A 22,185-nucleotide genomic window follows, 5' to 3' on the forward strand; every position below is an offset into this window, starting at 1 on the left:
GTCCGCTCGCGCATCGGGTGATGTCACAAAAACTCGGGGAAGAAGGTGCGGCAACCGATCGGAGGTTGTCGTGGAAGGTGCAGACCTGGAACTGGGTGAGTTGTTGGCCGCTGCGGAGGCGGCCCCGCCCGGGGATTCCGTCGAAGTGGTGGCGCACGACCTGCAGAAGCGGCTGGGTGCGCAGCGCGTGTCGTTCCTGTTCGTCGACCTCATGGGGCAGCGGCTGGTACGGCTCGCCGCGGCCGACGGCAACGTCGTGGACCGGATCGAGCAGATCGATCTGCACGGCAGTGTCTACGACGACGTCCTGCGCAGCCAGCGCCAGCTCGTGGAACCGGACGGGCAGGGCGGACAGCGCGTCATCACACCGGTCACCAACCGCGGTGACTGCATCGGCCTCCTGGAGGTGACGCTGCAGCACAACGCGGACTCGGTGCTCCGGCAGGTCCGCGACGCGGCACACGCGCTGGCCTACATCATCGTCACCGACCGCCGCTTCACCGACCTCTACCACCTGGGCCGACGCACCACCCGCACCAGTCTGGCCGCCGAGATCCAGCACCAGCTGCTGCCCTCGTCGCCCGCTTGCGAGGCGGCCCAGTTCACCCTCGCCGCCGGGCTCGTCCCGGCCGACGACATCGGGGGCGACACCTACGACTACACGCTCGACCGCGAGACCCTGCACCTGTCCATCACCGACGCCATGGGCCACGACACACAATCCGCCCTGCTCGCCACGTTGTTGGTCGGCGCGCTGCGGCAGGCCCGCCGCAGCGGCTGTGACGCCCTCAAGCAGGCCGACCACGCCCACCAGGCCCTGCTGCGCCACAGCCGGGGCCTGGCCACCGGACAGTTGCTGTGCGTCGAACTGGAGACCGGCCTGTGTGAACTGGTCAACGCCGGGCACCCCTGGCCCCTTCGGCTGCGCGACGGCACCGTCGAAGAGATCGAACTCGCCGTCAACCTGCCCTTCGGAGTGGCGGCGCCCATCCCCTACCGCGTACAGGAACTGCGACTGCGTCCCGGCGACCGTCTGGTCCTGCTCACCGACGGGATGCAGGACCGCGGTGCCGCGGCCGCAGACCTGCACGCGGTCCTGCTGGACACCCGCGCGCTGCACCCGAGAGAAGTCGTCCGCAGCCTGACCGGCGCGGTGCTCGACGCCTGCCACGGCCACCTCAAGGACGACGCCACGGTCCTGGTGCTGGACTGGCACGGCCAACCCGAATGAGAACCGCCGACGCCCCGCGGGGTGATACGAGAAGGAAGCCGACCGCCATGACCACCACGCACCCCGTGGACCACCGGGTCCTGCGCCTGCGCCGACGGCTGGAACGCCTGATAGGCGTCGCGGCGACCGAGGGCAACGCGCTCACCGTGCTCCGCAACGGAGACGAGATCTTCCCGGCGATGCTGGGTGCGATCCGGCGCGCCCGGCACACGGTGGACATGATGACGTTCGTCTACTGGAGGGGAGACATCGCCCGCGAGTTCGCGCACGCCCTCGCCGAGCGGGCCCGCGCCGGGGTACGGGTACGACTGCTGCTGGACGGCTTCGGCAGCCGGCTGATCGAGACCGAGCAGCTGGAGACGATGGAGCGGGCCGGCGTACAGGTGGCCTGGTTCCGCAAACCGCTGTACCTCTCACCCCTCAAACAGAACCACCGCTGCCACCGCAAGGTGCTCGTCGTCGACGAGGAGACCGCGTTCACCGGCGGGGTGGGCATCGCCCAGGAATGGTGCGGCGACGCGCGCGACGAGACCGAGTGGCGCGACACGCACGTCGAGGTCCGCGGGCCCGCCGTGGACGGCATAGCCGCCGCGTTCGCGCAGAACTGGGCCGAGTGCCACGACGAACTCTTCGACGAACGGGACCGGTTCGTCGAGCACAGCCCGCAGGGCGGGGCCGTCGTCCAGGTGGTGCGCGGCTCGGCCAGCCTCGGCTGGCAGGACATGCAGACCCTGATGCGCGTCATGCTGGAGTCCGCCGAGAAGCGTTTCCGCCTGGCCACCGCCTACTTCTCGCCGGACACGTACTTCGTCGAGCTGCTGTGCGCCACCGCCCGGCGCGGGGTGACGGTGGAGATCCTGCTCCCGGGCCCCCACACCGACAAACGTGTCTGCCGGCTGGCCGGTCAGCACCACTACGACGAGCTGATCGCCTGCGGGGTGAAGATCCACCAGTACCGGCCGACGATGATGCACGCCAAGGTGGTCACCGTCGACGGGGTCGCCGCGCTGATCGGTTCGACCAACTTCAACCGGCGCTCTCTCGACCACGACGAGGAGCTCATGCTGGCCGTGCTCGACGAGGAGTTCACCCGCACCCTCGACGCGCACTTCGAGGCGGACCTCGCGTCGAGCGATCCGATCCGGCCCGGCCGCTGGAAGCGGCGCTCCCTCCTGCAGAGGGCACAGGAAGTCGCCGTACAGCCCATCCGCCGCTTCCTGTGACCGGAAGCGGGCGCCGACCGGAAGCAGGCACCGACCGGAAGCAGGCACCGGCCGTCGCTACGCCACCGCGCTGAGCGTGTCCGCGAGGCGCCGGCGGGAGGCGCGGGCCGCGGGGACGGCGGCGAGGGCCAGCGCCCCCAGGAGCGCCGCCGTCCCGAACGCGGACAACGCGACGAGTGAGGGTCCCTGTGCGATGCCGGCCCCGATGCCGCTCGACCGGCCCTGGGCGTCGATCAGCCATCGCGCGAGCGGGAGCCCCAGCGCCAGGGCGACCGCGATCGCGGCCAGGGCGGTGCAGCCCGTGGCGGTCACGGTGATCGCGGTGATCTGCCGAGGTGAGAGCCCGGCCGCCTTGAGCGCCAGCAGGTCCCGTTCGCCCTCGCGCACGGTGCCGCCGATGACGGTCAGCAGTTCGACGAGACCGATGAGCGCGAGCACGCCCAGCAGACCGACCACGACACCCCGCAGCGGCGAGAGTCCGTCGGCGGGGTTGGGCACCGCGTGCACGTCCAGCTGCCCCCGGCCCGCCGCGCCGGTCAGCTCGGCGGCGACCGTGTGCGGGTCGGCGTCGGGACGCAGGCGCAGCTGGTAGAGCGTGGGACGCAGTGCGGGGTCGTTCTCCCGGAGGGTGTCGAGAGAGGTGGAGATGACGCGGCCGGCGTTGTCCGGTTCGATGCTGCGGCCCACGATGTGCAGGATCTGCGGACGGCCGCCCACCGTCATGCGCACCCAGTCGCCGACCCGCGCGTCCAGCAGGTCCAGCAGCCCCTGCCCGGCCACCGCCTCGTCGGGTCCCCGGGCGGTGCGGCCCTCGGCGAGGGTGAAGGGGTAGGGGTTCTCGTCCGTGCCGATGCCGCGCAGCGCGATCGTGGCCGTCTGGCCCGGCACCAGCGCGGCCACCTCGACGCCCGGGTGGGCGGCGGTCACCTCGGGATGACGGGCGAGGAGGGCCCGCGTAGCCCGGGCGTCCGCACCGTCGGCGGTGTGCACGGTCAGCGCGGCGGGCAGGCCCATCTGCTCCGGACGGCCGTGGAAGCGGTCGATGGTCGTCCACGCGCTCATCGCCACCACGATCAGCGTCAACGGCAGGGCGAGCCGGGCGATCGTGGCCAGGGTGCGCGGCCGGCGGGTGAACGCCTTGTGCCAGCCGAGGACCAGCGCGGGCGGCAGCCGCAGGGCCAGCGCCCGGCGCGCGGTCGCGGACAGGCGCCCGCCGGTCGGCGCGGCGGCCCGTGGCACGGGCACCGGCGGAACCCGTCCCGCCCGCCAGGCCGCGAGGCCGGTGGTCGCGCCGATGAACAGCACCACCGCCACGGGCACCGCGACGAGGGCCACCGTGTGTCCCGGCAGCCCCTGCCACACACCGACCGCGTCGCCGAGCCGGCCCGGCAGCCGGGCGCCCAGCGCCTGGGTGAGCGTCGCCGCGACCACCGCCCCCAGCAGGGCGTAGGCGAGGTGCTGCAGCAGGAAGACACGCACCAGCTGGCCCGGCGTGAAACCGATCGCCTTGAGGATCGAGATGTCCCGCAGATGCCCTCGGACGCGGGTGCCGATCGCCCCGTGCACGGCGAGTCCCGCCGCGACCAGCGCGCCGAGTCCGAAGAGCCCCAGCACCTGGCCGAGCAGCCGGTCGTCGCCCTGGGCCTCGGACCGTGCCTGCTGCCAGGAGGAGACCTCGCTGACGGCACCGGCCCCGAGCAGGGTGACGGCACGCTGGACGGCGTAGTCGGTGGCGTCGGGGTCGGTCAGCCGCAGCCCGATCACCTGGCCGCCGACGGAGCCGGTACGGGTCAGGGCCGCCGGCGGCGCCCAGACCAGTCCGGCCCGCTCGCCCTTGCGGTAGCCCGGCTCGGCGCTGTCGGCGACGCCGAGGACGGTCAGGGATCCGGCGGAGCCCGGCAGGGTGAGGACGTCCCCGGGCCCGGCCAGCAGCGCCTGGGCGAGGCCGCTCTCCAGCACCACCCCGTCGGGCCTGCCGGGATCCAGCCACCGGCCGGAGGTGAGCAGCGGGCGGCCGGTGACGGGCCGCTCGCCGGTGCCGCGCAGCTCGACCGAGGCACGCGTGCCCCGGGAGGCGACCGTCGTGGCGGTGGTCGGGTAGGGGCCCGCCACCGCCTCGACCCCGTCCAGACCGTCCAGCGCGCCGAGGTCGGAGCCCTCGGCCGAGGCGGCGGTGTGGATCCACACATGGGCGCCCCGGGACTGCGTGAAGACGCGCTGCCAGGGGTTCGTCGCGTAGCCGAAGAGCGCCGCCGCCAGCAGCAGGGAGGCGACGATGCCGACGGTCGCGAGGACCAGGAACAGCGCCTCCCCGCGATGGGTCCGCAGGTCCGATTGCGCCCAGCGCACCATGGCTCGCATCGGTCAGTCCTTCAGCTCCAGCACGGAGGGGACCCCCGCGCCGGGCGTCGGCGTGCCGTCCAGTTCGACGTCGTCGGCGATGCGGCCGTCGAAGAAGCTGATGACCCGGTCCGCCGCGCTCGCGAGGCGTGCGTCGTGCGTGACCAGGAGGATCGTCTGCCCCCGCCGGTGGAAACGGGACAGCACCCGGGTCACCTCGCGGGTGCCCTTGCTGTCGAGACTGCCCGCGGGCTCGTCCGCCAGCAGCAGCGGGGGACGGTTCACCAGGGCCCGGGCGAGCGCCACGCGCTGCTGCTCACCGCCGGAGAGCTCGCCCGGCATGCTGCGCTCCTTGCCGGTGAGCCCCAGCTCGGCCAGCAGCTCCTCGCGCTCGGCGCGCGCCCGCTTGGCGGAGGCACCGGCCAGCAGCGCCGGCAGTTCCACGTTGTCCGCGACGGACAGATCGGAGACCAGGTTGAAGAACTGGAACACGATGCCGATCCGGCGTCGGCGCTCCACGGCCCAGCGCGCCTCGCTGTAGTCGTCGGTGCGCTCGCCGCCCAGCCAGACGCTGCCGCTGTCCGGCCGCTGCAACCCGCCGAGCAGATGCAGCAACGTCGACTTGCCCGCCCCGGACGGACCGGTGACGGCCACGAACTCGCCCTCGCGCACGCACAGGTCCACGCCGCGCACGGCGTGGGCGGGCGCGCCCTGTCCGTGGTGGGTCTTGACGAGGCCCTCGGCCCGCAGCACTGGGACGGCGGCGTCGCTCACCGAGGCTCCTCCAGTTCCTCCTGGCAGCGCTCCAGCCAGTCGAGGTCGGCCTGGAGGTGCAGCATGGCGCCCTCGATCAGCAGCCGGGAGACACGGTTGTCCCGGCCGTTCTCGGCTGTGGAGAGCTTCGACAGATTGCGCATGGTGTTCAGGTAGTGCCGCCGTTGTCTGTTGATCAGGGCGATCTGGTCGGCGAGACCGGTCTGCGGGGCGAGCGCGAGCTTCATGAAGAACTCGTCCCGGACCCGGGGCTCGTCCCCCGTCTCCTCGTACCAGGCGCGCAGCGCCTCCCGCCCGGCGTCGGTGAGGTGGTAGATCTTCTTGTTGGGCCGGCTCGACTGCTCGACCTCCTCGCCCTCGATCAGGCCCGACTTCTCGAGGCGGCCGAGGGTCACATAGATCTGGCCGACGTTCGGCTGAGGGTACGCGGCGCCCAGCAGTTGCTCAAGGTCCTGCTTGAGCTCGTAGCCGTGGGCCGGGCCGCGCGCCAGCAGGGCCAGGAGGGGCAGGCGCACTCGAGCTGTCCTCCTCGCAGCCTCGTATTGTGTTCCAGGCCCTAGTATCGCCCATACCTAACAGGTATACATGGCCTCTGACTCCGGGCGACGGTGCCCGGCGCCGGTGTACAGGGAGGAACCTATGCGGTGGATACGCGCCGCCGGTAGGGGCCTTCTCGTCCTCGCGGTCGTTCTGGCCGGTTACGGTGCCTCCGGCGCCCAGGCCGACGGCGGACTCAGGGGCAGGGGTCCGCTGACCCTCGCCACCGCCGGAGACCTCACCGGCTACCTCGGACCGCTCCTCGCGGGCTGGAACCGCGCCCACCCCGGGGAGAAGGTCACCCTCGTCGAACTGCCGGACTCCGCAGACGAGACCCGCGCCCAGATGATCACCGACCTGCGCGCCGGTGAACGCGGCCGCTTCGACGTGCTCAACATCGACGTCACCTGGACCTCGGAGTTCGCCGCCGCCGACTGGATCCGCCCGCTGCCGAGGAACCGCTTCCCGCTCGGCAGCTTCCTCCCCCCGGTCGTCGACACGGCGACGTACGACGGACAGCTCTACGCCGTCCCCTACGTCACCAACGCCGGCCTGCTCCTCTACCGCGCCGACGTCCTCGCGAAGGAGGGCGTCCCGCCGCCCCGCACCTGGGCCGAACTGGAGCAACAGGCGAAGACCATCGCGCCCCGGCACGGACTCGACGGCTACGCGGGCCAGTTCCTGCCCTACGAGGGCCTCACCGTCAACGCGGCCGAGGCCGTGTACTCGGCGGGCGGCACCATCCTCGGCGACGAGGGCGAACGCGTCACCGTCGGCTCGGCGGCGCGCGAGGGCATCGGCTTCCTCGCCCGCGGTGTGCGCGAGGGCTGGATCCCCCGGGAGGCGCTGGAGTACAAGGAGGAGGAGTCCAAGCAGGCGTTCCAGGACGGCCGGCTGCTCTTCCTGCGCAACTGGCCCTACGCCTACGTCGGCGCCTCCGCCGAGGGCTCCGCGGTCGCCGGGAAGATCGGCGCCGTGCCGCTGCCCGGCCCGGACGGGCCCGGCACCAGTGTGCTCGGCGGCTCCAACCTGGCTGTCAGCGCCCACGCCGAACATCCCGACACCGCCGCGCGCCTGATCGCCTACCTCACCGGCGAGCGCGTCCAACGGCAGGTCCTCACCCGCGGCGCGCTGCCTCCCGTACGCGCGGAGCTGTACGAGGATCCGGCACTGGTGCGGGAGTTCCCGTACCTGCCGACGCTGCGCGCGAGCGTCCTCGCGGCGGAGCCCCGCCCGAAAAGTCCGCGGTACGACCAGGTCAGCATGGTCGTCCAGGCGGTCGTGCGCGACGCGATGGCCGGACACCGGACGCCCGAGGCGTCGGTGCGACGACTGACCCGCGAACTCGCGGCGATCTCCCGGGGCTAGTCCCACCCCACCCTCCTAGTTACTTGTTAGGTAACGCGCACGTCTCATATGGCATTCGGCTGACCTGATAAGTCCGTATTTGGATGCCCAACTTCTCGGTAGCTTCCGTCGACTCGTTGACATCTCCGCGACATGCCTACCTAACATGCATGCATAACCGCTAGGGCGGGAAGGCACGCACAGACAGGTCAACGGGTGAGCTCCAAGCACATCGACACACGTCGCTGGTGGCGCGACGCAGTGATCTACCAGGTGTACGTCCGCAGCTTCCTGGACAGCACGGGCGACGGCGTCGGCGACCTCGCCGGGGTCAGGGCGGGACTGCCCTACCTGAGGAAGCTGGGCGTCGACGGGATCTGGCTGAGCCCCTTCTACCCCTCGCCGCAGCACGACCACGGCTACGACGTCGCCGACTACCGCGACGTCGACCCGCTCTTCGGTGACCTCGCCGAGTTCGACCTGCTGGTGGCGGACGCCCGGCGGCTGGGCATCAGGGTCCTGCTCGACATCGTCCCCAACCACTGCTCCAGCGAGCACCCCTGGTTCCGCGAGGCGCTCGCCGCACCGCCCGGCAGCCCGGCCCGCTCCCGCTTCCACTTCGCCGACGGCCGGGGACCTGACGGGGCCGAACCGCCCAACAACTGGCACGCCATGTTCGGTGGCCCCGCCTGGTCCCGCGTCACCGAGGCCGACGGCCGCCCCGGCCAGTGGTACCTGCACATGTTCACGCCCGAGCAGCCCGACTGGAACTGGCGTGACCCCGAGGTCGGCGCGTACTTCGACGGCGTCCTGCGCTTCTGGCTCGACCGGGGCGTCGACGGCTTCCGCATCGACGTCGCCGCCGGCCTCTTCAAACACCCCGAGCTGCCCGACTCCCCGGACCCCGAGGCGGACGCCCGCACCCGCGACTCGGTCAACCCGCTCGCCTGGAACCAGCCCGAGGTCCACGACGTGTGGCGGCACTGGCGCGCGGTGTGCGAGGAGTACACCGCGCACGACGGCCGCGAACGGCTGCTGGTCGGCGAGGTCTCCGTCCCGACGGCACGCGAGCACGCCCGGTACGTCCGCCCCGACGAACTGCACCAGGCCTTCTTCTTCGACCTGCTCAGCGCCTCCTGGGACGCCGACGCCTTCCGCAAGGTCATCGACGAGGCCATGCAGGACATCGCCGGCACCGGTTCCACCGTCACCTGGGTCCTGAACAACCACGACCAGGTCCGCACCGTCACCCGCTACGGCGAACCGGCCACCGAGGGCAGCGGCCTCGGCGCCGCCCGCGCCCGCGCCGCCGCCCTGCTGATGCTGGCCCTGCCCGGCGCGGCGTACATCTACCAGGGCGAGGAGCTGGGCCTGCCCGAGGTGGTCGACCTGCCCGACGACGTGCTCACCGACCCGATCTTCCGCCGCACCGGAAGCCGCGCCCGCATCCGCGACGGCTGCCGCGTCCCGCTGCCGTGGTCCGGCCAGGCCTCACCCTTCGGCTTCACCTCCGGAGTCGAGGGCGCCAAGCCCTGGCTGCCGCAGCCCGACTACTTCGCCGAGTACGCCACCGACCGCGCCCTCGCCGACACCCGCTCCTTCTGGCACCTGTACCGCGACGGACTCCAACTGCGGGCGACCCTGCCCCAGTTGGGCGAGGGCACGCTGCGCTGGCTGGACACCCAGCCCGGAATCCTCGGCTTCGTGCGCGGCGACGGCCTGGTCTGCGCGGTCAACTTCGGTACGGCACCCGCGCCGGCGCCCGTCCCCGGCACCCCTCTGCTGTCCAGCGGCCCGTGCCCGGCGGGGGTCCTCCCCGGCGCCACGGCCGCCTGGTGGATCGGCGACGACACCGACTCCTGAACCCCACACCCCTCGCCCCCCGGCCACTCCATCACCTTGCGACACCTTCCGAAGGGACATCGACGATGATGCGACCACGTACCACCCTGCCCGCGAGCTGTACCGCCCTCGTCCTCACACTGGCGCTCGGCGCCACCGCCTGCGGGGGAGGGGAGCCCGTCGCGGCGGGCGGCGGCGACAAGCCGCTCGCCGGCCAGACCGTCTCCGTGGCCGGTGTCTGGTCCGGCACCGAGCAGAAGAACTTCCAGAAGGTCCTGGACGCCTTCACCGAGAAGACCGGCGCCAAGACCCAGTTCGTGTCCACCGGCGACAACGTCTCCACGGTCGTCGGCAGCAAGATCGAGGGCGGCAACGCCCCCGACGTGGTGATGGTCCCGCAGGTCGGCGTGCTCCAGCAGTTCGCCGAGGCCGGCTGGCTCAAGCCGCTGTCCGCCGCCGCGACCAAGTCCGTCGACGCCCACTACGCCGACGTCTGGAAGGACTACGGCAGCGTCGACGACACCCTCTACGGCCTGTACTTCAAGGCGGCCCACAAGTCGACCGTCTGGTACAGCCCCGACGCCCTCGACCAGGCCGGCGTCCAGCCGCCGAAGACGTACGACGAGATGCTGAAGGCCGGGCGGACCGTGTCCGACTCGGGTCTCGCCGCCTTCTCCGTCGCCGGACAGGACGGCTGGACGCTCACCGACTGGTTCGAGAACGTCTACCTCTCCCAGGCCGGCCCCGAGAAGTACGACGCCCTCGCCGCGCACGAGCTGAAGTGGACCGACCCGAGCGTGGTCGACGCGCTCACCACCCTCGGTGAACTCTTCTCGGACAAGCAACTCCTGGCCGGCGGACAGAAGGGCGCCCTGAACACCGACTTCCCCGGCTCCGTCGAGAAGGTCTTCGGCCCCGACCCCGAGGCCGGCATGGTCTACGAGGGCGACTTCGTCGCCGGCGTCGCCAAGGACCAGTTCGGCCGGAAGATCGGCGAGGACGCGGACTTCTTCCCCTTCCCGCCCGTCGGCGGCGGGACGGCGCCCGTGGTCAGCGGCGGTGACGCGGCCGTCGTCCTGAAGGACGGCAAGAACACCAAGGCGGGCATGGCGCTCCTGGAGTACCTGGCGACCCCCGAGGCCGCCGCCGTGTGGGCGGAGGCGGGCGGCTTCCTGTCCCCGAACAAGGGGCTCGACCTCTCCTCCTACGGCGACGACGTCACCCGTACGACCGCCAAGTCCCTGATCGCGGCCGGGGATTCGGTCCGCTTCGACATGTCCGACCAGGCACCGGCCGCGTTCGGCGGGACGAAGGGCGCGGGGGAGTGGAAGATCCTCCAGGACTTCCTGCGGGACCCCTCCGACCCGAAGGCGACCGCGAACCAGTTGGAGAACGCCGCGGCCAAGGCCTACAAGGACTGACCGCGATGACCGCCACACTCACGAAGGTGGCGCCTCCGCCCGCCGCCGGAAGCGCCGCCCCCGAGCGGCGCGCCCGGCGGCGGGGCCGGATCGTCGCCCTGCTCTTCGTCCTCCCCGCGCTGCTCCTGCTCGGCGCCCTCGTCCTCTACCCGGTGCTGTTCTCGGTCGGCCGCAGCTTCTTCGACGCCTCCGGCACCCGGTTCGTGGGCGGCGACAACTACACCGAGATGTTCCGTGACCCGGCCACCCTCAAGGCCGTGCGCAACACCACCGTCTGGGTCGTGGTGGCGCCCGCCCTGCTCACCGGGCTGGGACTGATCCTCGCGGTGCTGGTCGAGAAGGTCCGCTGGGCCACGGCGTTCAAGCTGCTGCTGTTCATGCCGATGGCCGTCTCCTTCCTGGCCGCCGGCATCATCTTCCGGCTCGCCTACGACGAGGACCCCGACAAGGGCGTCCTCAACGCGGCGGTCGTCGGCATCCACGACGCCTTCCGCGGCACCTCCTCTTATCCGACGGCCCGTGCCCGTGACGACCAGGGCCTCACCGCGGGCGGCGACGGCTCGTACCGTACGACCGCGGCCGTGTCGCCCGGTGACACGGTGGCCCTAGGCCTGGTCGGCGTCGCGCCGAAGGATCTGAAGGGCGCGGAGCCCGCCCACCCGGCGGCGGGCCGCGCGGCGGGCGCCGACGAACTGCGCGGCGTCGTCTACATGGACTTCACCCCCGGCGGGGGAGGGAAGCAGGGCGAGGTGGACCGCCGGGAGAGCGGACTGCCGGAGATGAAGGTCGAGGCGGTGCGCGACGGGCGGACGGTCGCGACCACGACCACGGCGGCCGACGGCTCCTTCCGCTTCCCCGACTTGGCGGCGGGCTCCTACACGCTCACGCTCCCCGGATCCAACTTCGCCCCGCCCTACGAGGGCATCTCCTGGCTCGGTCCGACGCTCGTCACCCCGGCCGTCATCGGCGCCTACCTGTGGATCTGGACCGGCTTCGCGATGGTGCTCATCGGCGCCGGGCTGTCGACCCTGCCCCGGGACACGCTGGAGGCGGCGCGGATGGACGGCGCCAACGAGTGGCAGGTGTTCCGCCGGATCACCGTGCCGCTGCTGGCCCCGGTCCTGACCGTGGTCTTCGTGACCCTCGTCATCAACGTGATGAAGGTCTTCGACCTCGTCTACATCATCGCGCCGGGACCGGTGCAGGAGGACGCCACGGTGCTCGCCACCCAGATGTGGCTGGTGTCCTTCGGCGGCGGCAACGACCAGGGACTCGGCAGCGCGCTCGGCGTCCTGCTCCTCCTGCTGGTCGTCCCCGCGATGGTCTTCAACGTCCGCCGCTTCAAAGGGAGTCAGCGATGAACGTCACCGCGCTCAGGCGGGCGCTCGGCAACAGTCTCGTCCAGGCCTTCCTCGTGGTCGTCGGCCTGATCTGGCTCACCCCGCTCGCCGGACTGCTCCTGTCCTCCCTCCGCTCCACCGAGGACACGGCCAGGGGCGGCTGGTGGACGGCGCTGACCAGTCCCGGCCAGCTGTCGTTCGACAACTACTCGGCGCTGCTGGGCAATTCCGGCATCACCCGGGCGTTCTGGAACACGGTCCTGATCTCGGTGCCCACGACCGTGCTCGTCGTCGTCATCGCGGCCCTCGCCGGATATGCCTTCGCCTGGCTGGACTTCCCCGGCCGTGACCCGCTTTTCCTGCTGGTGGTCGCCCTGTTGGTGGTCCCGGTGCAGATCGGCCTGCTGCCGGTGGCCAAACTCTTCGGCCAGCTGGGACTGTTCGGCACGATCCCGGGGGTCGTCCTCTTCCACGTCTCCTACGGACTGCCGTTCGCGATCTTCCTGCTGCGGAACTACTTCGCCGAGATGCCGAAGGAGATGCTGGAGGCGGCCCGGATGGACGGGGGCGGCGAGTGGCGCATCTTCACCCGTCTCGTCCTGCCCGTGGGACGGCCGGCCCTCGCGAGCCTCGCCATCTTCCAGTTCCTGTGGGTGTGGAACGACATGCTGGTGGCGCTGCTGTTCGCCGACAGTTCGGCACAGCCGCTGACCGTGGAACTCCAGTCACAGATACGGCAGTTCGGCAGCAACATCGACGTCCTGGCGCCGGGCGCCTTCCTCTCCCTGATCGTGCCGGTCGCCGTGTTCTTCGCCTTCCAGCGGCACTTCGTCCAGGGGGTGATGGCGGGTTCCGTGAAGTAGCCCCGGTGGCACGCCGCCGTACGTGACGCGTTCCCGACTTGCCCATCGGGAAAGTCGGGAGCTAACTTTCCTCCTAGGAAAGTCGAGTTGGCGCGGAGGGCGAGGGACGTGGGCATGCCGGTGGACGCCGAACAGGCGTGGAGGGATCTGCAACGCATCCGGGTGCCGCAGGAGCGGGTGTACGACGAGTTCGAGCACTCCGTGTCCGGCGGGCGCGGCACGACCTACGGCACGGCCGCGCTCATGTGGGTGTTCCTGGCCGGCGTGGGCATGGACCTGCCCCAGTGGGGCGTCGGACTGTTCGTGGCCGCCTACGTCGGCCTGTTGGGCCTGCTGGTCGTGATGAGCGGCCGCAGGAGTCGGATGCGACTGCACCACACGCGCTGCCCCGGGCGTATGTGGGCCGCTTTCGGTGCGGCGGCGGTGCTGGTCGGCGGGACGATCGTGCTGGCGGGCCACCTGACCGAGTCACTGGAGCCGATCTACGCCGGCCCCGTGCAGGCCACGGCCGCGGTGACCGTGTACCTGCTCTCCCTCGGTCCCGCCAACCGCGTGGCGGCCGACTCGGTCCGGCGTGGCGGCGAATCGGCGGCGGACGGGGAGGCGAGTCGATGAGCACCCCCGTCGGCTTCGACGAGTTGATCCACCCCGCCACCCGGCTGTCGGTGGTCGCGCTGCTCGCCGCCACCGAATGGGCGGACTTCGCGTTCGTCCGCGACAGCCTCTCGCTCAGCGACTCCGCGCTCTCCAAGCAGCTGCACACCCTGGAGGAGGCCGGCTACCTGGAACTCCACAAGGAGGGCGGAGGGCGCAAGCGGCGCACCAGGGTCCGGCTGACCGACCAGGGTCGCACGGCCTTCGAGGGGCACGTCGCGGCGCTCCGGGCGATCGTCGACGGCGCGGGCCCCCCGAGCGCGACCGCCACCTCGGCACGCCAGGGGCAGCCCTTGGAAGCCGGACGATGACGGGGCGCACCGACGCGGAGACCGTCGTCCACACACGCGACGTGACGATGTCGTACGGCGCCGTCGACGTCCTCCACGGCGTCGACCTGGACATCCACCGGGGCGAGGTCTTCGCGCTGCTCGGACCCAACGGGGCCGGGAAGACCACGACCGTCGAGATCCTGGAGGGCTTCCGGCGGCGTTCCGCCGGGGAGGTGAGTGTCCTCGGCGCGGATCCGGAGCGGGGCGACGACGCGTGGAGAGCCCGGATCGGACTGGTCCTGCAGTCCTGGCGGGACCATCGCGGCTGGCGGGTCGCCGAGCTGTTGACGCACTTCGCCACGTACTACCCCGACCCACGTGACCCGGCCGAACTGCTCGACCTGGTCGGCCTCACCGACCATGCCCACCGCCAGGTGGGCCGGCTGTCCGGCGGCCAACGCCGGCGGCTGGACGTCGCGCTCGGCATCGTCGGCCGCCCCGAACTCCTCTTCCTGGACGAACCGACCGCGGGCTTCGACCCCGAGGCGCGGCACGGGTTCCACGTCCTGGTCGAACGGCTGGCCCGCGACGACGGCGTCACCGTCCTGCTCACCACGCACGACCTGGCGGAGGCCGAGCGGCTCGCGGACCGGATCGCCATGCTGGTCGGCGGCCGGATCCAGGCCTGCGGCACGCCCGCGGAACTGGCCCGGCGCGCCGCCGCACAGGCCGAGGTCCGCTGGACGGACGACGACGGAACGTCCCGCCGCGAACGCACCGCGGACCCCTCCCGGCTGGTCTGGGAGCTCCATCGGCACGCGGACGGCCCGATCGCCGACCTGGAGGTCCGCCGCCCGACGCTGGAGGACACCTATCTGCACATGGTGCACCGGGAGGCCGACGGCACGGACGAGACCGTGGACGAGGAGGCGGGGGCCGCGTGAAAGGGACACCCATGACGAACAGTTGGCGTGCCGGGATCCAGCGCGGTGGCATCGAGCTGCGGCACTTCCTGCGCAACGGGAAGGAGATGTCCAGCCATTTGACGAACGTCGTCGTGGCGTTGCTCGTCGCCGCCTTCATCAGCGACGACGTGCCCGGCACCCGGACCCCCCTGTCCCATCTGGTGCTGGCGGGCTTCGCCGCCTACCTGCTGTTCCAGATCGGGCTGGTCAACCTCCCGCAGATCCTCGTGACCGAGCGGGAGGAGGGTGCCCTGCTGCGGCTGCGTGCCACGCCCGGCGGGATACCGGCCTACCTCGTCGCCAAGTGCCTGGTGGTGGTCGTCGTGGCGGTCGGCACCCTGGCGGTGCTCCTGGCGGCAGGGGCGCTCCTGGTGGACGGTCCGCTGCCGCAAGGGGTGGGCGACTGGCTGACGCTGCTGTGGGTCACCACGCTCGGGCTGCTCGCCGTCGTACCGCTGGGCGCGGCGATCGGCGCGGTACTGCCCAACCCCCGCGAGGCACTGGCGTTGATCATGCTGCCGACGATGGGGCTGCTCCTCACCTCCGGGGTGGTCTTCCCGATCACCATGCTGCCCGTTCCGGTCCAGCAGGTGGCGGCGGTGTTCCCGCTCAAGTGGATGGCGCAGGGCGTGCGTTCGGCGCTGCTCCCGGACTCGGCACGGGCCGCCGAGACGGCCGGTTCCTGGGAACTGCCCCTGGTTGCCCTGGTGTTGACCGCCTGGGCGGTTCTCGGCTTCCTCCTCGCGGTGCCCCTGCTGCGGCGCGCCGCCCGCCGCGAGTCCGGCTCCCGTCTGGCCGCACGCCACCGCCGGGCGGAACGGAGCGGCGTGCCGCCCGCGTAGCCGGTGGGCGCGTTCCGTGTATTGACATGTGCGCGGTTGATTCCTATGGTCCGGACCAAGCTTCTGTATTTGGAACGACGTTCTCATTCATGAACGAATTTTCCTGAACGGAAGAGGTCGCCGGATGTCACGCACCAGAACCGCCGTGCTCGCCGTACTCGCCCTGCTGGCCGGGCTGTTGAGCGTCCAGTTCACCGGCCCGGCCCCACGCGCGGCGGCCGCACCGGCCGCCTTCACCCACCCGGGAGTGCTGGTGAGCCGGGGCCAGCTCGACCACGCCCGGTCCAAGGTGCAGGCCGGCCAACAGCCGTGGAAGGCCGCGTACGACGCCATGATGGCCAGCTCCTACGCCTCGCTCACGCGTGCGGCCAAACCGCGGCCCGTCGTGGAGTGCGGCTCCTCCTCCAACCCCAACCACGGCTGCACCGACGAGCGCCAGGACGCCATCGCGGCCTACACCCAGGCCCTCGCCTGGTACTTCACCCGGGACAGCCGGTACGCCAGGAAGTCGATCGAGATCATGGACGCCTGGTCCGCGACCATCACCGACCACACCAACAGCAACGCCCCGTTGCAGACCGGCTGGGCGGGTGCCACCTGGCCGCGCGCCGCCGAGATCATCAAGTACACCTACGACGGCGGCTGGCCGGGCGCGGGCCGCTTCGCGACCATGCTGCGCGACGTGTACCTCCCTGAGGTCATCAACGGCGCGGCGACCAAGAACGGCAACTGGGAACTGGTCATGACCGAGGCCGCGCTCGGCATCTCCGTCTTCATCGAGGACCGCGCCGCCTACGACAAGGCCGTCGTCACCTATCTCGCCCGCGTCCCGGCGTACGTCTATCTGACCAGCGACGGCGACCTGCCCGAGCCGCCGCCGCGCAGCAGCATCGACACCGGCGCCGAGATCATCAAGTACTGGCAGGGGCAGGACACCTTCACCGACGGCCTCTCGCAGGAGACCTGCCGCGACTTCGGGCACACCGGCTGGGGCATCGCCTCCCTCGCCAACATCGCGGAGACCAGCCGCATCCAGGGCCAGGACCTCTACCCCAGGATCCAGGACCGGCTGCGCCACGCACTGGGCTTCCACACGTCCTACGAGAACGGTACCGCCGTTCCCTCCTGGCTGTGCGGCGGCTCCGTCGACAAGGGGCTCGGCCGGGTCACCGAGGTCGGCTTCAACGCCCTCCACCACCGCCTCGGCATCGCGATGTCCCACACCCAGAAGTACACCGAGGCGCGCCGACCGTCGGGCACGGACAACTACTTCAACGCCTGGGCGACGCTCACGCACGCGGGCAACCCCAACTGAGCGACGTACGCCGATGGTTGAGGGCCCGCCGGGTCCGTGCCACGCGGTGAGGTGATCTGCGCCTCACGAGCAACCCTCTCGGCGCGCACGGCATCTTGATCGGTGACGGACGCCGCCCCGGGCTCCCGGGGCGGCGTTGATTTTCGCGCCCTATACACACCGTGTATACGCAGTGTGTATACGCATGGTGCACATGCGGTGTTCATGGGCGCATCCACCGAAAGGGTTCCATGTACGGCAAGGCGTTCGCGCCCGAATACCAAGGCGCTCTGACCACCCTGTCCGTGAATTCCTCGCTGACCGAGGTACTGGCCGCGGGCATACGGCAGTTGAGAGAGGCCGAGCGCGCCGGTGAGCACGGCGAGGCGGCACGCTCCGGGCTCGCCGTGGCCGAGGCGCACCGCCGGCTGGGGCAGATCGCGGAGGCCGACCGGGCGTGGAAGGCGAGCTACCGCGCGGCCAGAGCGGTGGGTGACGAGGGAGCGATGGCCTGGGCCCTGTGGAGCGGCGGCACGCTGGCCCGGCAACGGGGTTCGTTCGCCCTGGCCCGGAGGCTGCTCGGACTGGCGGCCGAGATGGGTGAACGGGGCGGCGACGTCGTCGTGCGCGGCTACTCCCTCGCGGGGCTGGCCGAGACGGGCAGGATCCAGGGCGACTACGAGGCCGTCGCCCAGCTGCACGAACAACTGCTGGCCGAGGCCCGGCGACGGGGCGAGGCGCGCCACACGGTGTGGGCGCTGGAGGGCATCGCGCAGATCCACCGCCAGCGGGGGGCCTACGACAGCGCCTACGCGATGTTCGAAGAGGCGGCCCGGATAGCCGAGGGGGCCGACGACCGGCGCGGTCACGCCTGGGCGCTGCGCGGGCTCGCCGACATCGTCTCGGCGCGGGACGGCGACGTCGAGCGGGCGCTCGCCCTGCTGTCGGAGGCCGAGGCGATCTGCCGGGAGATGCGGCTGTCCAGCGCGCTGGCCTACAACCACAAGATGAGGGGCAACGTCCTCTACCGGGCGGGGCGGTACGCCGAGGCGCGGGACACCTACGAGTTGGCGCTCGCGGAGTTCCGTGAGATGAGCGAGCCGCGCGGGGAGGCGCTGTCCAGGCTGGGCCTGGTCAAGTCCCTCGCCCGACTGGGCCGCGACCGCACCGAGACCGCTGCGGAACTGGCGGACCTGGCACGAGAGTTGGACCGGATCGGACTCCGGCACGCGCGTCAGATGGTGGCACGGGCACGGGAAGAGCTCGGCCTGGGGGACGAGGACGAACGCGTTACGCGGGACCAGGGCGAAAGCTTCGTGCCGGATCATGGCGCACTTCCCGCGCACGAGCAGGCGCGTCCTGGCGGCAGGGCGCAGCGCGGCGCGCGGGCGGCCGAGCGCGGTGTCCGGGCGGAGGCCGTACGGTGACCCCGGTCTCCTCGGCGTTGCGGGCGCCGACAGACGTCCCCCTCGTGCTGGAACGCTGCCGCGAACTGGTGCGGCCAGCCCTTCGGGACGCGGTCGGGCGGACGCACCCCTGGGTGGGAGAGATGGCCGCGTACTCCTTCGGCTGGTGCGAGGTGGGCGGCGCCCCGGCCCCCGCCGCCGCGTCCGGGGGCAAGGGGGTGCGGCAGGCGCTGGCCGTGCTGGGCGCCGAGGCGGTGGGCGCCACCGGGCGGACCGGGGTGCCCGCGGCGGTCGCGGTGGAGTTGGTGCACACCTTCTCGCTGATGCACGACGACATCATGGACGGCGACGCGGCCCGGCGCCGTCGCCCCGCCGTCTGGGCGGCATACGGCACGGGGCCCGCGGTCCTCGCGGGCGACGCCCTGTTCGCGCTGGCCGTCGAGACGCTCGCGGCTACCGGGGCGGGCGCCTCCGCGCTGCGCCTGCTGTCGGCGGCGCTGGGCGACCTGGTGCACGGTCAGGCCGAGGACCTGCTGTTCGCCGCGCGGCCCTGGACGGGGCCCGAGCGGGTGCGGCCCGCGGAGTACCGGGCGATGGCCGAGGGCAAGACCGGGGCGCTGCTCGGCAGCGCGGCCGCACTCGGCGCGCTGCTGGGCGGCGGCCCGCCGCACGTGGTCGCGGCGCTCGACCGGGCCGGCCGCCGTCTCGGCCTGGCGTTCCAGATCGTCGACGACGTGCTGGGCATCTGGGGCGACCCCGAGGTCACCGGCAAACCCGTGCACGGCGATCTTCGGGAGCGGAAGAAGACCTTCCCCGTCCTGGCCGCGCTCGACTCCCCGTCCCCCGAAGCACGGCGTCTGGCCGTGCTCCTGGAGTCGGGGGCGGACCCCGAGGAGGCGGCCGGCCTCGTCGAGGCGGCGGGCGGCAGGACGGTGGCTCTGGACGAGGCACGGGCGCACATCGCCGCCGCGGACGTCGCGCTGGCCGCCGTCCTGCCGGAGGGCGGAGCCGGGGACGAACTGCGGGCGCTGTCGGCGTACCTGGTGCGGCGCGACCTCTGAGCAGCGGGGTTCGCCCTCGGCGGCCCCGGCCGGACCGGTGCGCGCGGCAACTCGCACCGTGACGCGGTGTGTTCGCCACGCGTGACCGGTGAGGCGGCGAGGGATGCGGGTACACGGGGCGCCATGACGCAGAGAGAAGACCACCTGATGCCGCCGCCCGTCGTGCGGCAACTGCGACGAATCCGGGCTTTCTACGCGACCGCCGCATGCCTGTGGGCGGTGTCGGCGGCCGAGGAGGGGTGGACGCGTCCCGGGAGCCGGCCCATGTGGGTGTCCGTGCTCCTTCTGGTGGTCTTCACCGGGCTGTTGGCCGTGACCTCTCTGTGGTTGCGGCGTCATCGGACCGCCGAATCGGTGCCGACTCTCCTCCGCGTCCCTCACCCGCAGCCTGCCGCCGGGTGCCGACGGCCTGGCTGATCGCGGTACGTGTGGTGGTGTGAGTCCGGCACCGCCTACGAGCGCGTCCGACGGGCCCGGCCGACGCGGGCGAGGCGGCGCAGCAGGGGGCCGCGGGCGCCGTCGGGGACGGTCCACAGCGTCTGGCCCCGGACTCCCCACCGCTCCAGCAGCGCGTTGGCGGCCAGGAACCCGCTCGTGGCCGCCCGTTCCATGAGGGCGACCGGGAGGCCGGTGCGGACCAGGTCCCCGGCGACCACCAGCGCGGGGTCGCTGGTGCGCACCGTGGGCCGGTCGTCGTACCCGCCCACCGGGAACAGCGGGCAGTCGGCACGCCACTCGTGCCGTTCGTCCAGCACCCTCGCCGCACGTGTCTCGGGGTACACCCGGTGCAACTGCTCCAGCAGACGCTTCTGTTCGACGTCGCGGGCCGAGCGCTCGGACAGGGCGTAGGCGTGCAGTTCCACGACGGATCCGCCGGTGCGGCGGGCCCAGCGCGCGGCCTCGCCCTCCCAGCGGTCGAGCACGCTGACGTTGTCGAGCGTGCCGTAGCCGGCGGTGCCCAGGAAGCCGGGACGGCCGGCGGCGACGGGGCGGTCCAGCCACAGGCGGGAGACCAGGAAGGGCGGCGCGCTCCGCAGCCCCGCCACCCGCTCGCGCCACGCGGCGTCCGCCAGCCGGGGGGAGTGCCGGACGAGGGAACGGAGGCCGGACGTGTCCAGGGCCAGGACGACCGCGTCGTACCGTCGTTCCTCCTGGCCGGCGGCGACGAGGAAGCCGCCGTCGGGTGTCGGTTCGACCGTCTCGACCGGGCTCCCGGTGCGCAGATCGGCCCCGTGACCGCGCAGATAGGCGGCGAGGGGGTCCCACAACGCGGTGGGAAAGGGCTCGTCGGGGACGTCGAACAGGAGTCCCTCCGCCGAGCCGAGGAAGTAGATGTGGAACATCATGACCATCTCGGCCGCGGACAGGTCGCGCGGATCGGCGAAGAAGCTGCGGGAGAACACTTCGAACGCGAGGTGCCGCGCGGCCTCGGGGAAACGGATCGCGTCCAGGAAGTCACGGGCGCTGACGTCGTCGAGCCGGCTGTGGACCTCGGGGACCCGCACGTCCAGCAGAGGCAGCGCGGCGACCGGATCCATCCGGAACAGGTCCCGCAGCCCGAAGGAGGGGCTCAGTGCGACGAACCCCAGCGCGCTCCACGGCGGGGTGCGCGGCACATGCCGGAAACCGTCGTGGAGCCCGTCGACGTGGCGGAGGGGGTAGTCGGGCAGTTCCCGCAGGCGGGTCAGGCCGGGGTCGGTCCGGCGCAGCAGTCCGCGCAGGTTGTAGTACTGGCGGAAGAACGCGTGGAAGCCGCGGCTCATGGTGACGGTCGTCCCGTCGGACAGCACCGTCGGCCACCCGGCCAGTCGTCCGCCGAGGGTCGCCTCCCGTTCGTGGAGGGTGACCCGCACCCCGCGTTCGGCGAGCGCCGTCGCGGCCGCCAGCCCGGCGATACCGCCGCCGACGACAGCGGCCGTCGGAGGCCGCTCGCCCATCCAGCGCGGGGCGCCCGGTACGGCGTTCACCCTGCGGACCCGCCGGTCCCTGCCCTGCCTCAGCGCTTCGCTGCCCGGCCTCAGTGGGTCGATGCCTCGGCGCGCCCTCATCGGCCGTCCCCCGCGGCGGCCGGGCGGCGGCCGACGATCGTGTGCGTGACGCCGGTCTGCCAGCCGGGCAGGGGCAGCACCCGCACGGCTTCGAAGCCCTGGGAGCGGACCCGCGCGGCGAAGTCGTCGGCGGTGTCGAACTCCACCACGCTGCGCCACAGATGACGGTAGAGGTCGCCGTCGCCGAGGGCGGTGGCGACGGGCAGGACCAGGCCCCGGCACACCCCCGTCCACACGGCGCGGTGCAGGGGCCGGCCGCTGAGGGTGTACTCGTGCACCGCGAGGCGCCCCCCAGGGGCCAGGACGTCGCGCACGGTCGACAGGACGCGGCCGGGATCGGTGACGTTCCGGAAGAGATACGCGGCGAACACGGCGTCGAACGGCCCTTCCACACCGGCCTCCGCCAGCCCTTCGGCGGACGCGTGCACGAAGGTCACCCCCGCGCGCCAGGGTTTGCGGGCCGCACGCTCCAGCATGCCCGCCGAGGCGTCCACCGCCGTGATCTCGGCCTCGGGGAGCACGTTGGCGAGCGCGGCGGTCGACGCGCCGGTCCCGCAGCCGAGGTCGAGGACCCGCAGCCCGGCCCCCCGCCGGGGCAGCCCGAGGCGGCGCGCCGAGCGGCGCAGGTGTCCGTGGTAGCCGGGATTGGCGGACACCAGTGTGTCGTAGCTGCGCGAGGCGTGGTCGAACGCGGCGGCCAGGTCCTCGTCGCGGAGCAGCGTCAT

At 72.2% G+C, this 22,185-nt stretch carries 19 protein-coding genes; 14 read left to right on the plus strand and 5 right to left on the minus strand.

Annotated elements, in window-relative coordinates; translation table 11 throughout:
* Window positions 1-70 precede the first annotated feature (70 nt).
* Both L3078_RS42560 and L3078_RS42565 read left to right on the plus strand, forming a co-directional pair.
* The gene (locus L3078_RS42560; protein WP_239759649.1) at window positions 71-1,231 is read left to right on the plus strand and encodes a PP2C family protein-serine/threonine phosphatase; all 1,161 of its coding nucleotides are present in this window, start codon (window positions 71-73) and stop codon (window positions 1,229-1,231) included.
* A gap of 47 nt (window positions 1,232-1,278) precedes the next feature.
* Window positions 1,279-2,454 carry a phospholipase D-like domain-containing protein gene (locus tag L3078_RS42565; protein ID WP_239759650.1) on the plus strand — a complete coding sequence of 392 codons (1,176 nt, stop codon included), beginning with the start codon at window positions 1,279-1,281 and terminating at the stop codon, window positions 2,452-2,454.
* A gap of 57 nt (window positions 2,455-2,511) precedes the next feature.
* Here L3078_RS42565 and L3078_RS42570 read toward each other — a convergent pair whose 3' ends face one another.
* Genes L3078_RS42570 through L3078_RS42580 form a run of 3 tightly spaced genes read right to left on the minus strand, consistent with a single transcriptional unit; the run spans window position 2,512 to window position 6,083 of the window.
* Window positions 2,512-4,815 carry an ABC transporter permease gene (locus tag L3078_RS42570; RefSeq protein ID WP_239759651.1) on the minus strand — a complete coding sequence of 768 codons (2,304 nt, stop codon included), beginning with the start codon at window positions 4,813-4,815 and terminating at the stop codon, window positions 2,512-2,514.
* Between the two features lie 3 nt (window positions 4,816-4,818).
* On the minus strand, window positions 4,819-5,568 hold the full coding sequence (locus L3078_RS42575) for an ABC transporter ATP-binding protein (RefSeq protein ID WP_239759652.1): 750 nt from the start codon (window positions 5,566-5,568) through the stop codon (window positions 4,819-4,821).
* Window positions 5,565-6,083, minus strand: a complete 519-nt coding sequence (locus tag L3078_RS42580) for a PadR family transcriptional regulator (RefSeq protein WP_045561239.1) — start codon at window positions 6,081-6,083, stop codon at window positions 5,565-5,567. Before L3078_RS42580 ends, L3078_RS42575 begins: the two co-directional genes overlap by 4 nt.
* Window positions 6,084-6,207: 124 nt before the next feature.
* Here L3078_RS42580 and L3078_RS42585 point away from each other — a divergent pair, with 124 nt between their 5' ends.
* The 12 genes from L3078_RS42585 to L3078_RS42640 all read left to right on the plus strand — a co-directional run bounded on the left by L3078_RS42585 (window position 6,208) and on the right by L3078_RS42640 (window position 19,412).
* On the plus strand, window positions 6,208-7,473 hold the full coding sequence (locus tag L3078_RS42585) for an ABC transporter substrate-binding protein (protein WP_239759653.1): 1,266 nt from the start codon (window positions 6,208-6,210) through the stop codon (window positions 7,471-7,473).
* Between the two features lie 195 nt (window positions 7,474-7,668).
* The gene (locus L3078_RS42590; protein WP_239759654.1) at window positions 7,669-9,315 is read left to right on the plus strand and encodes a glycoside hydrolase family 13 protein; all 1,647 of its coding nucleotides are present in this window, start codon (window positions 7,669-7,671) and stop codon (window positions 9,313-9,315) included.
* Between the two features lie 65 nt (window positions 9,316-9,380).
* Window positions 9,381-10,715: an ABC transporter substrate-binding protein gene (locus L3078_RS42595; protein WP_239759655.1), complete on the plus strand. Its 1,335-nt coding sequence runs from the start codon at window positions 9,381-9,383 to the stop codon at window positions 10,713-10,715.
* Between the two features lie 5 nt (window positions 10,716-10,720).
* A complete protein-coding gene (locus tag L3078_RS42600) occupies window positions 10,721-12,076 on the plus strand; it encodes a carbohydrate ABC transporter permease (protein ID WP_239759656.1) in 1,356 nt (451 codons plus the stop codon).
* The gene (locus L3078_RS42605; RefSeq protein ID WP_239759657.1) at window positions 12,073-12,918 is read left to right on the plus strand and encodes a carbohydrate ABC transporter permease; all 846 of its coding nucleotides are present in this window, start codon (window positions 12,073-12,075) and stop codon (window positions 12,916-12,918) included. The genes L3078_RS42600 and L3078_RS42605 overlap by 4 nt, the downstream gene beginning before the upstream one ends.
* 114 nt (window positions 12,919-13,032) lie before the next feature.
* Window positions 13,033-13,533: a hypothetical protein gene (locus L3078_RS42610; RefSeq protein WP_239759658.1), complete on the plus strand. Its 501-nt coding sequence runs from the start codon at window positions 13,033-13,035 to the stop codon at window positions 13,531-13,533.
* Window positions 13,530-13,883 (plus strand): transcriptional regulator, encoded by a 354-nt coding sequence (locus L3078_RS42615; protein ID WP_239759659.1) that lies wholly within the window; start codon window positions 13,530-13,532, stop codon window positions 13,881-13,883. The genes L3078_RS42610 and L3078_RS42615 overlap by 4 nt, the downstream gene beginning before the upstream one ends.
* Window positions 13,880-14,788 (plus strand): ABC transporter ATP-binding protein, encoded by a 909-nt coding sequence (locus tag L3078_RS42620; RefSeq protein ID WP_239759660.1) that lies wholly within the window; start codon window positions 13,880-13,882, stop codon window positions 14,786-14,788. The genes L3078_RS42615 and L3078_RS42620 overlap by 4 nt, the downstream gene beginning before the upstream one ends.
* A gap of 11 nt (window positions 14,789-14,799) precedes the next feature.
* Complete coding sequence (locus L3078_RS42625) at window positions 14,800-15,651, plus strand: ABC transporter permease (protein ID WP_239759661.1); 852 nt, start codon at window positions 14,800-14,802, stop codon at window positions 15,649-15,651.
* Between the two features lie 124 nt (window positions 15,652-15,775).
* Window positions 15,776-16,966 (plus strand): alginate lyase family protein, encoded by a 1,191-nt coding sequence (locus tag L3078_RS42630; protein WP_239759662.1) that lies wholly within the window; start codon window positions 15,776-15,778, stop codon window positions 16,964-16,966.
* A 230-nt stretch (window positions 16,967-17,196) separates the two neighbouring features.
* Window positions 17,197-18,372, plus strand: coding sequence for a tetratricopeptide repeat protein (locus tag L3078_RS42635; protein WP_239759663.1), 1,176 nt, complete (start codon window positions 17,197-17,199; stop codon window positions 18,370-18,372).
* On the plus strand, window positions 18,369-19,412 hold the full coding sequence (locus tag L3078_RS42640) for a polyprenyl synthetase family protein (protein ID WP_239759664.1): 1,044 nt from the start codon (window positions 18,369-18,371) through the stop codon (window positions 19,410-19,412). Before L3078_RS42635 ends, L3078_RS42640 begins: the two co-directional genes overlap by 4 nt.
* 452 nt (window positions 19,413-19,864) lie before the next feature.
* Here L3078_RS42640 and L3078_RS42650 read toward each other — a convergent pair whose 3' ends face one another.
* The gene (locus tag L3078_RS42650; RefSeq protein WP_239759666.1) at window positions 19,865-21,460 is read right to left on the minus strand and encodes an FAD-dependent oxidoreductase; all 1,596 of its coding nucleotides are present in this window, start codon (window positions 21,458-21,460) and stop codon (window positions 19,865-19,867) included.
* Window positions 21,457-22,185: a class I SAM-dependent methyltransferase gene (locus tag L3078_RS42655; RefSeq protein WP_239759667.1), complete on the minus strand. Its 729-nt coding sequence runs from the start codon at window positions 22,183-22,185 to the stop codon at window positions 21,457-21,459. Before L3078_RS42655 ends, L3078_RS42650 begins: the two co-directional genes overlap by 4 nt.

It is taken from the genome of Streptomyces deccanensis (assembly GCF_022385335.1).
GTDB classification, from domain to species: Bacteria; Actinomycetota; Actinomycetes; order Streptomycetales; family Streptomycetaceae; genus Streptomyces; species Streptomyces deccanensis.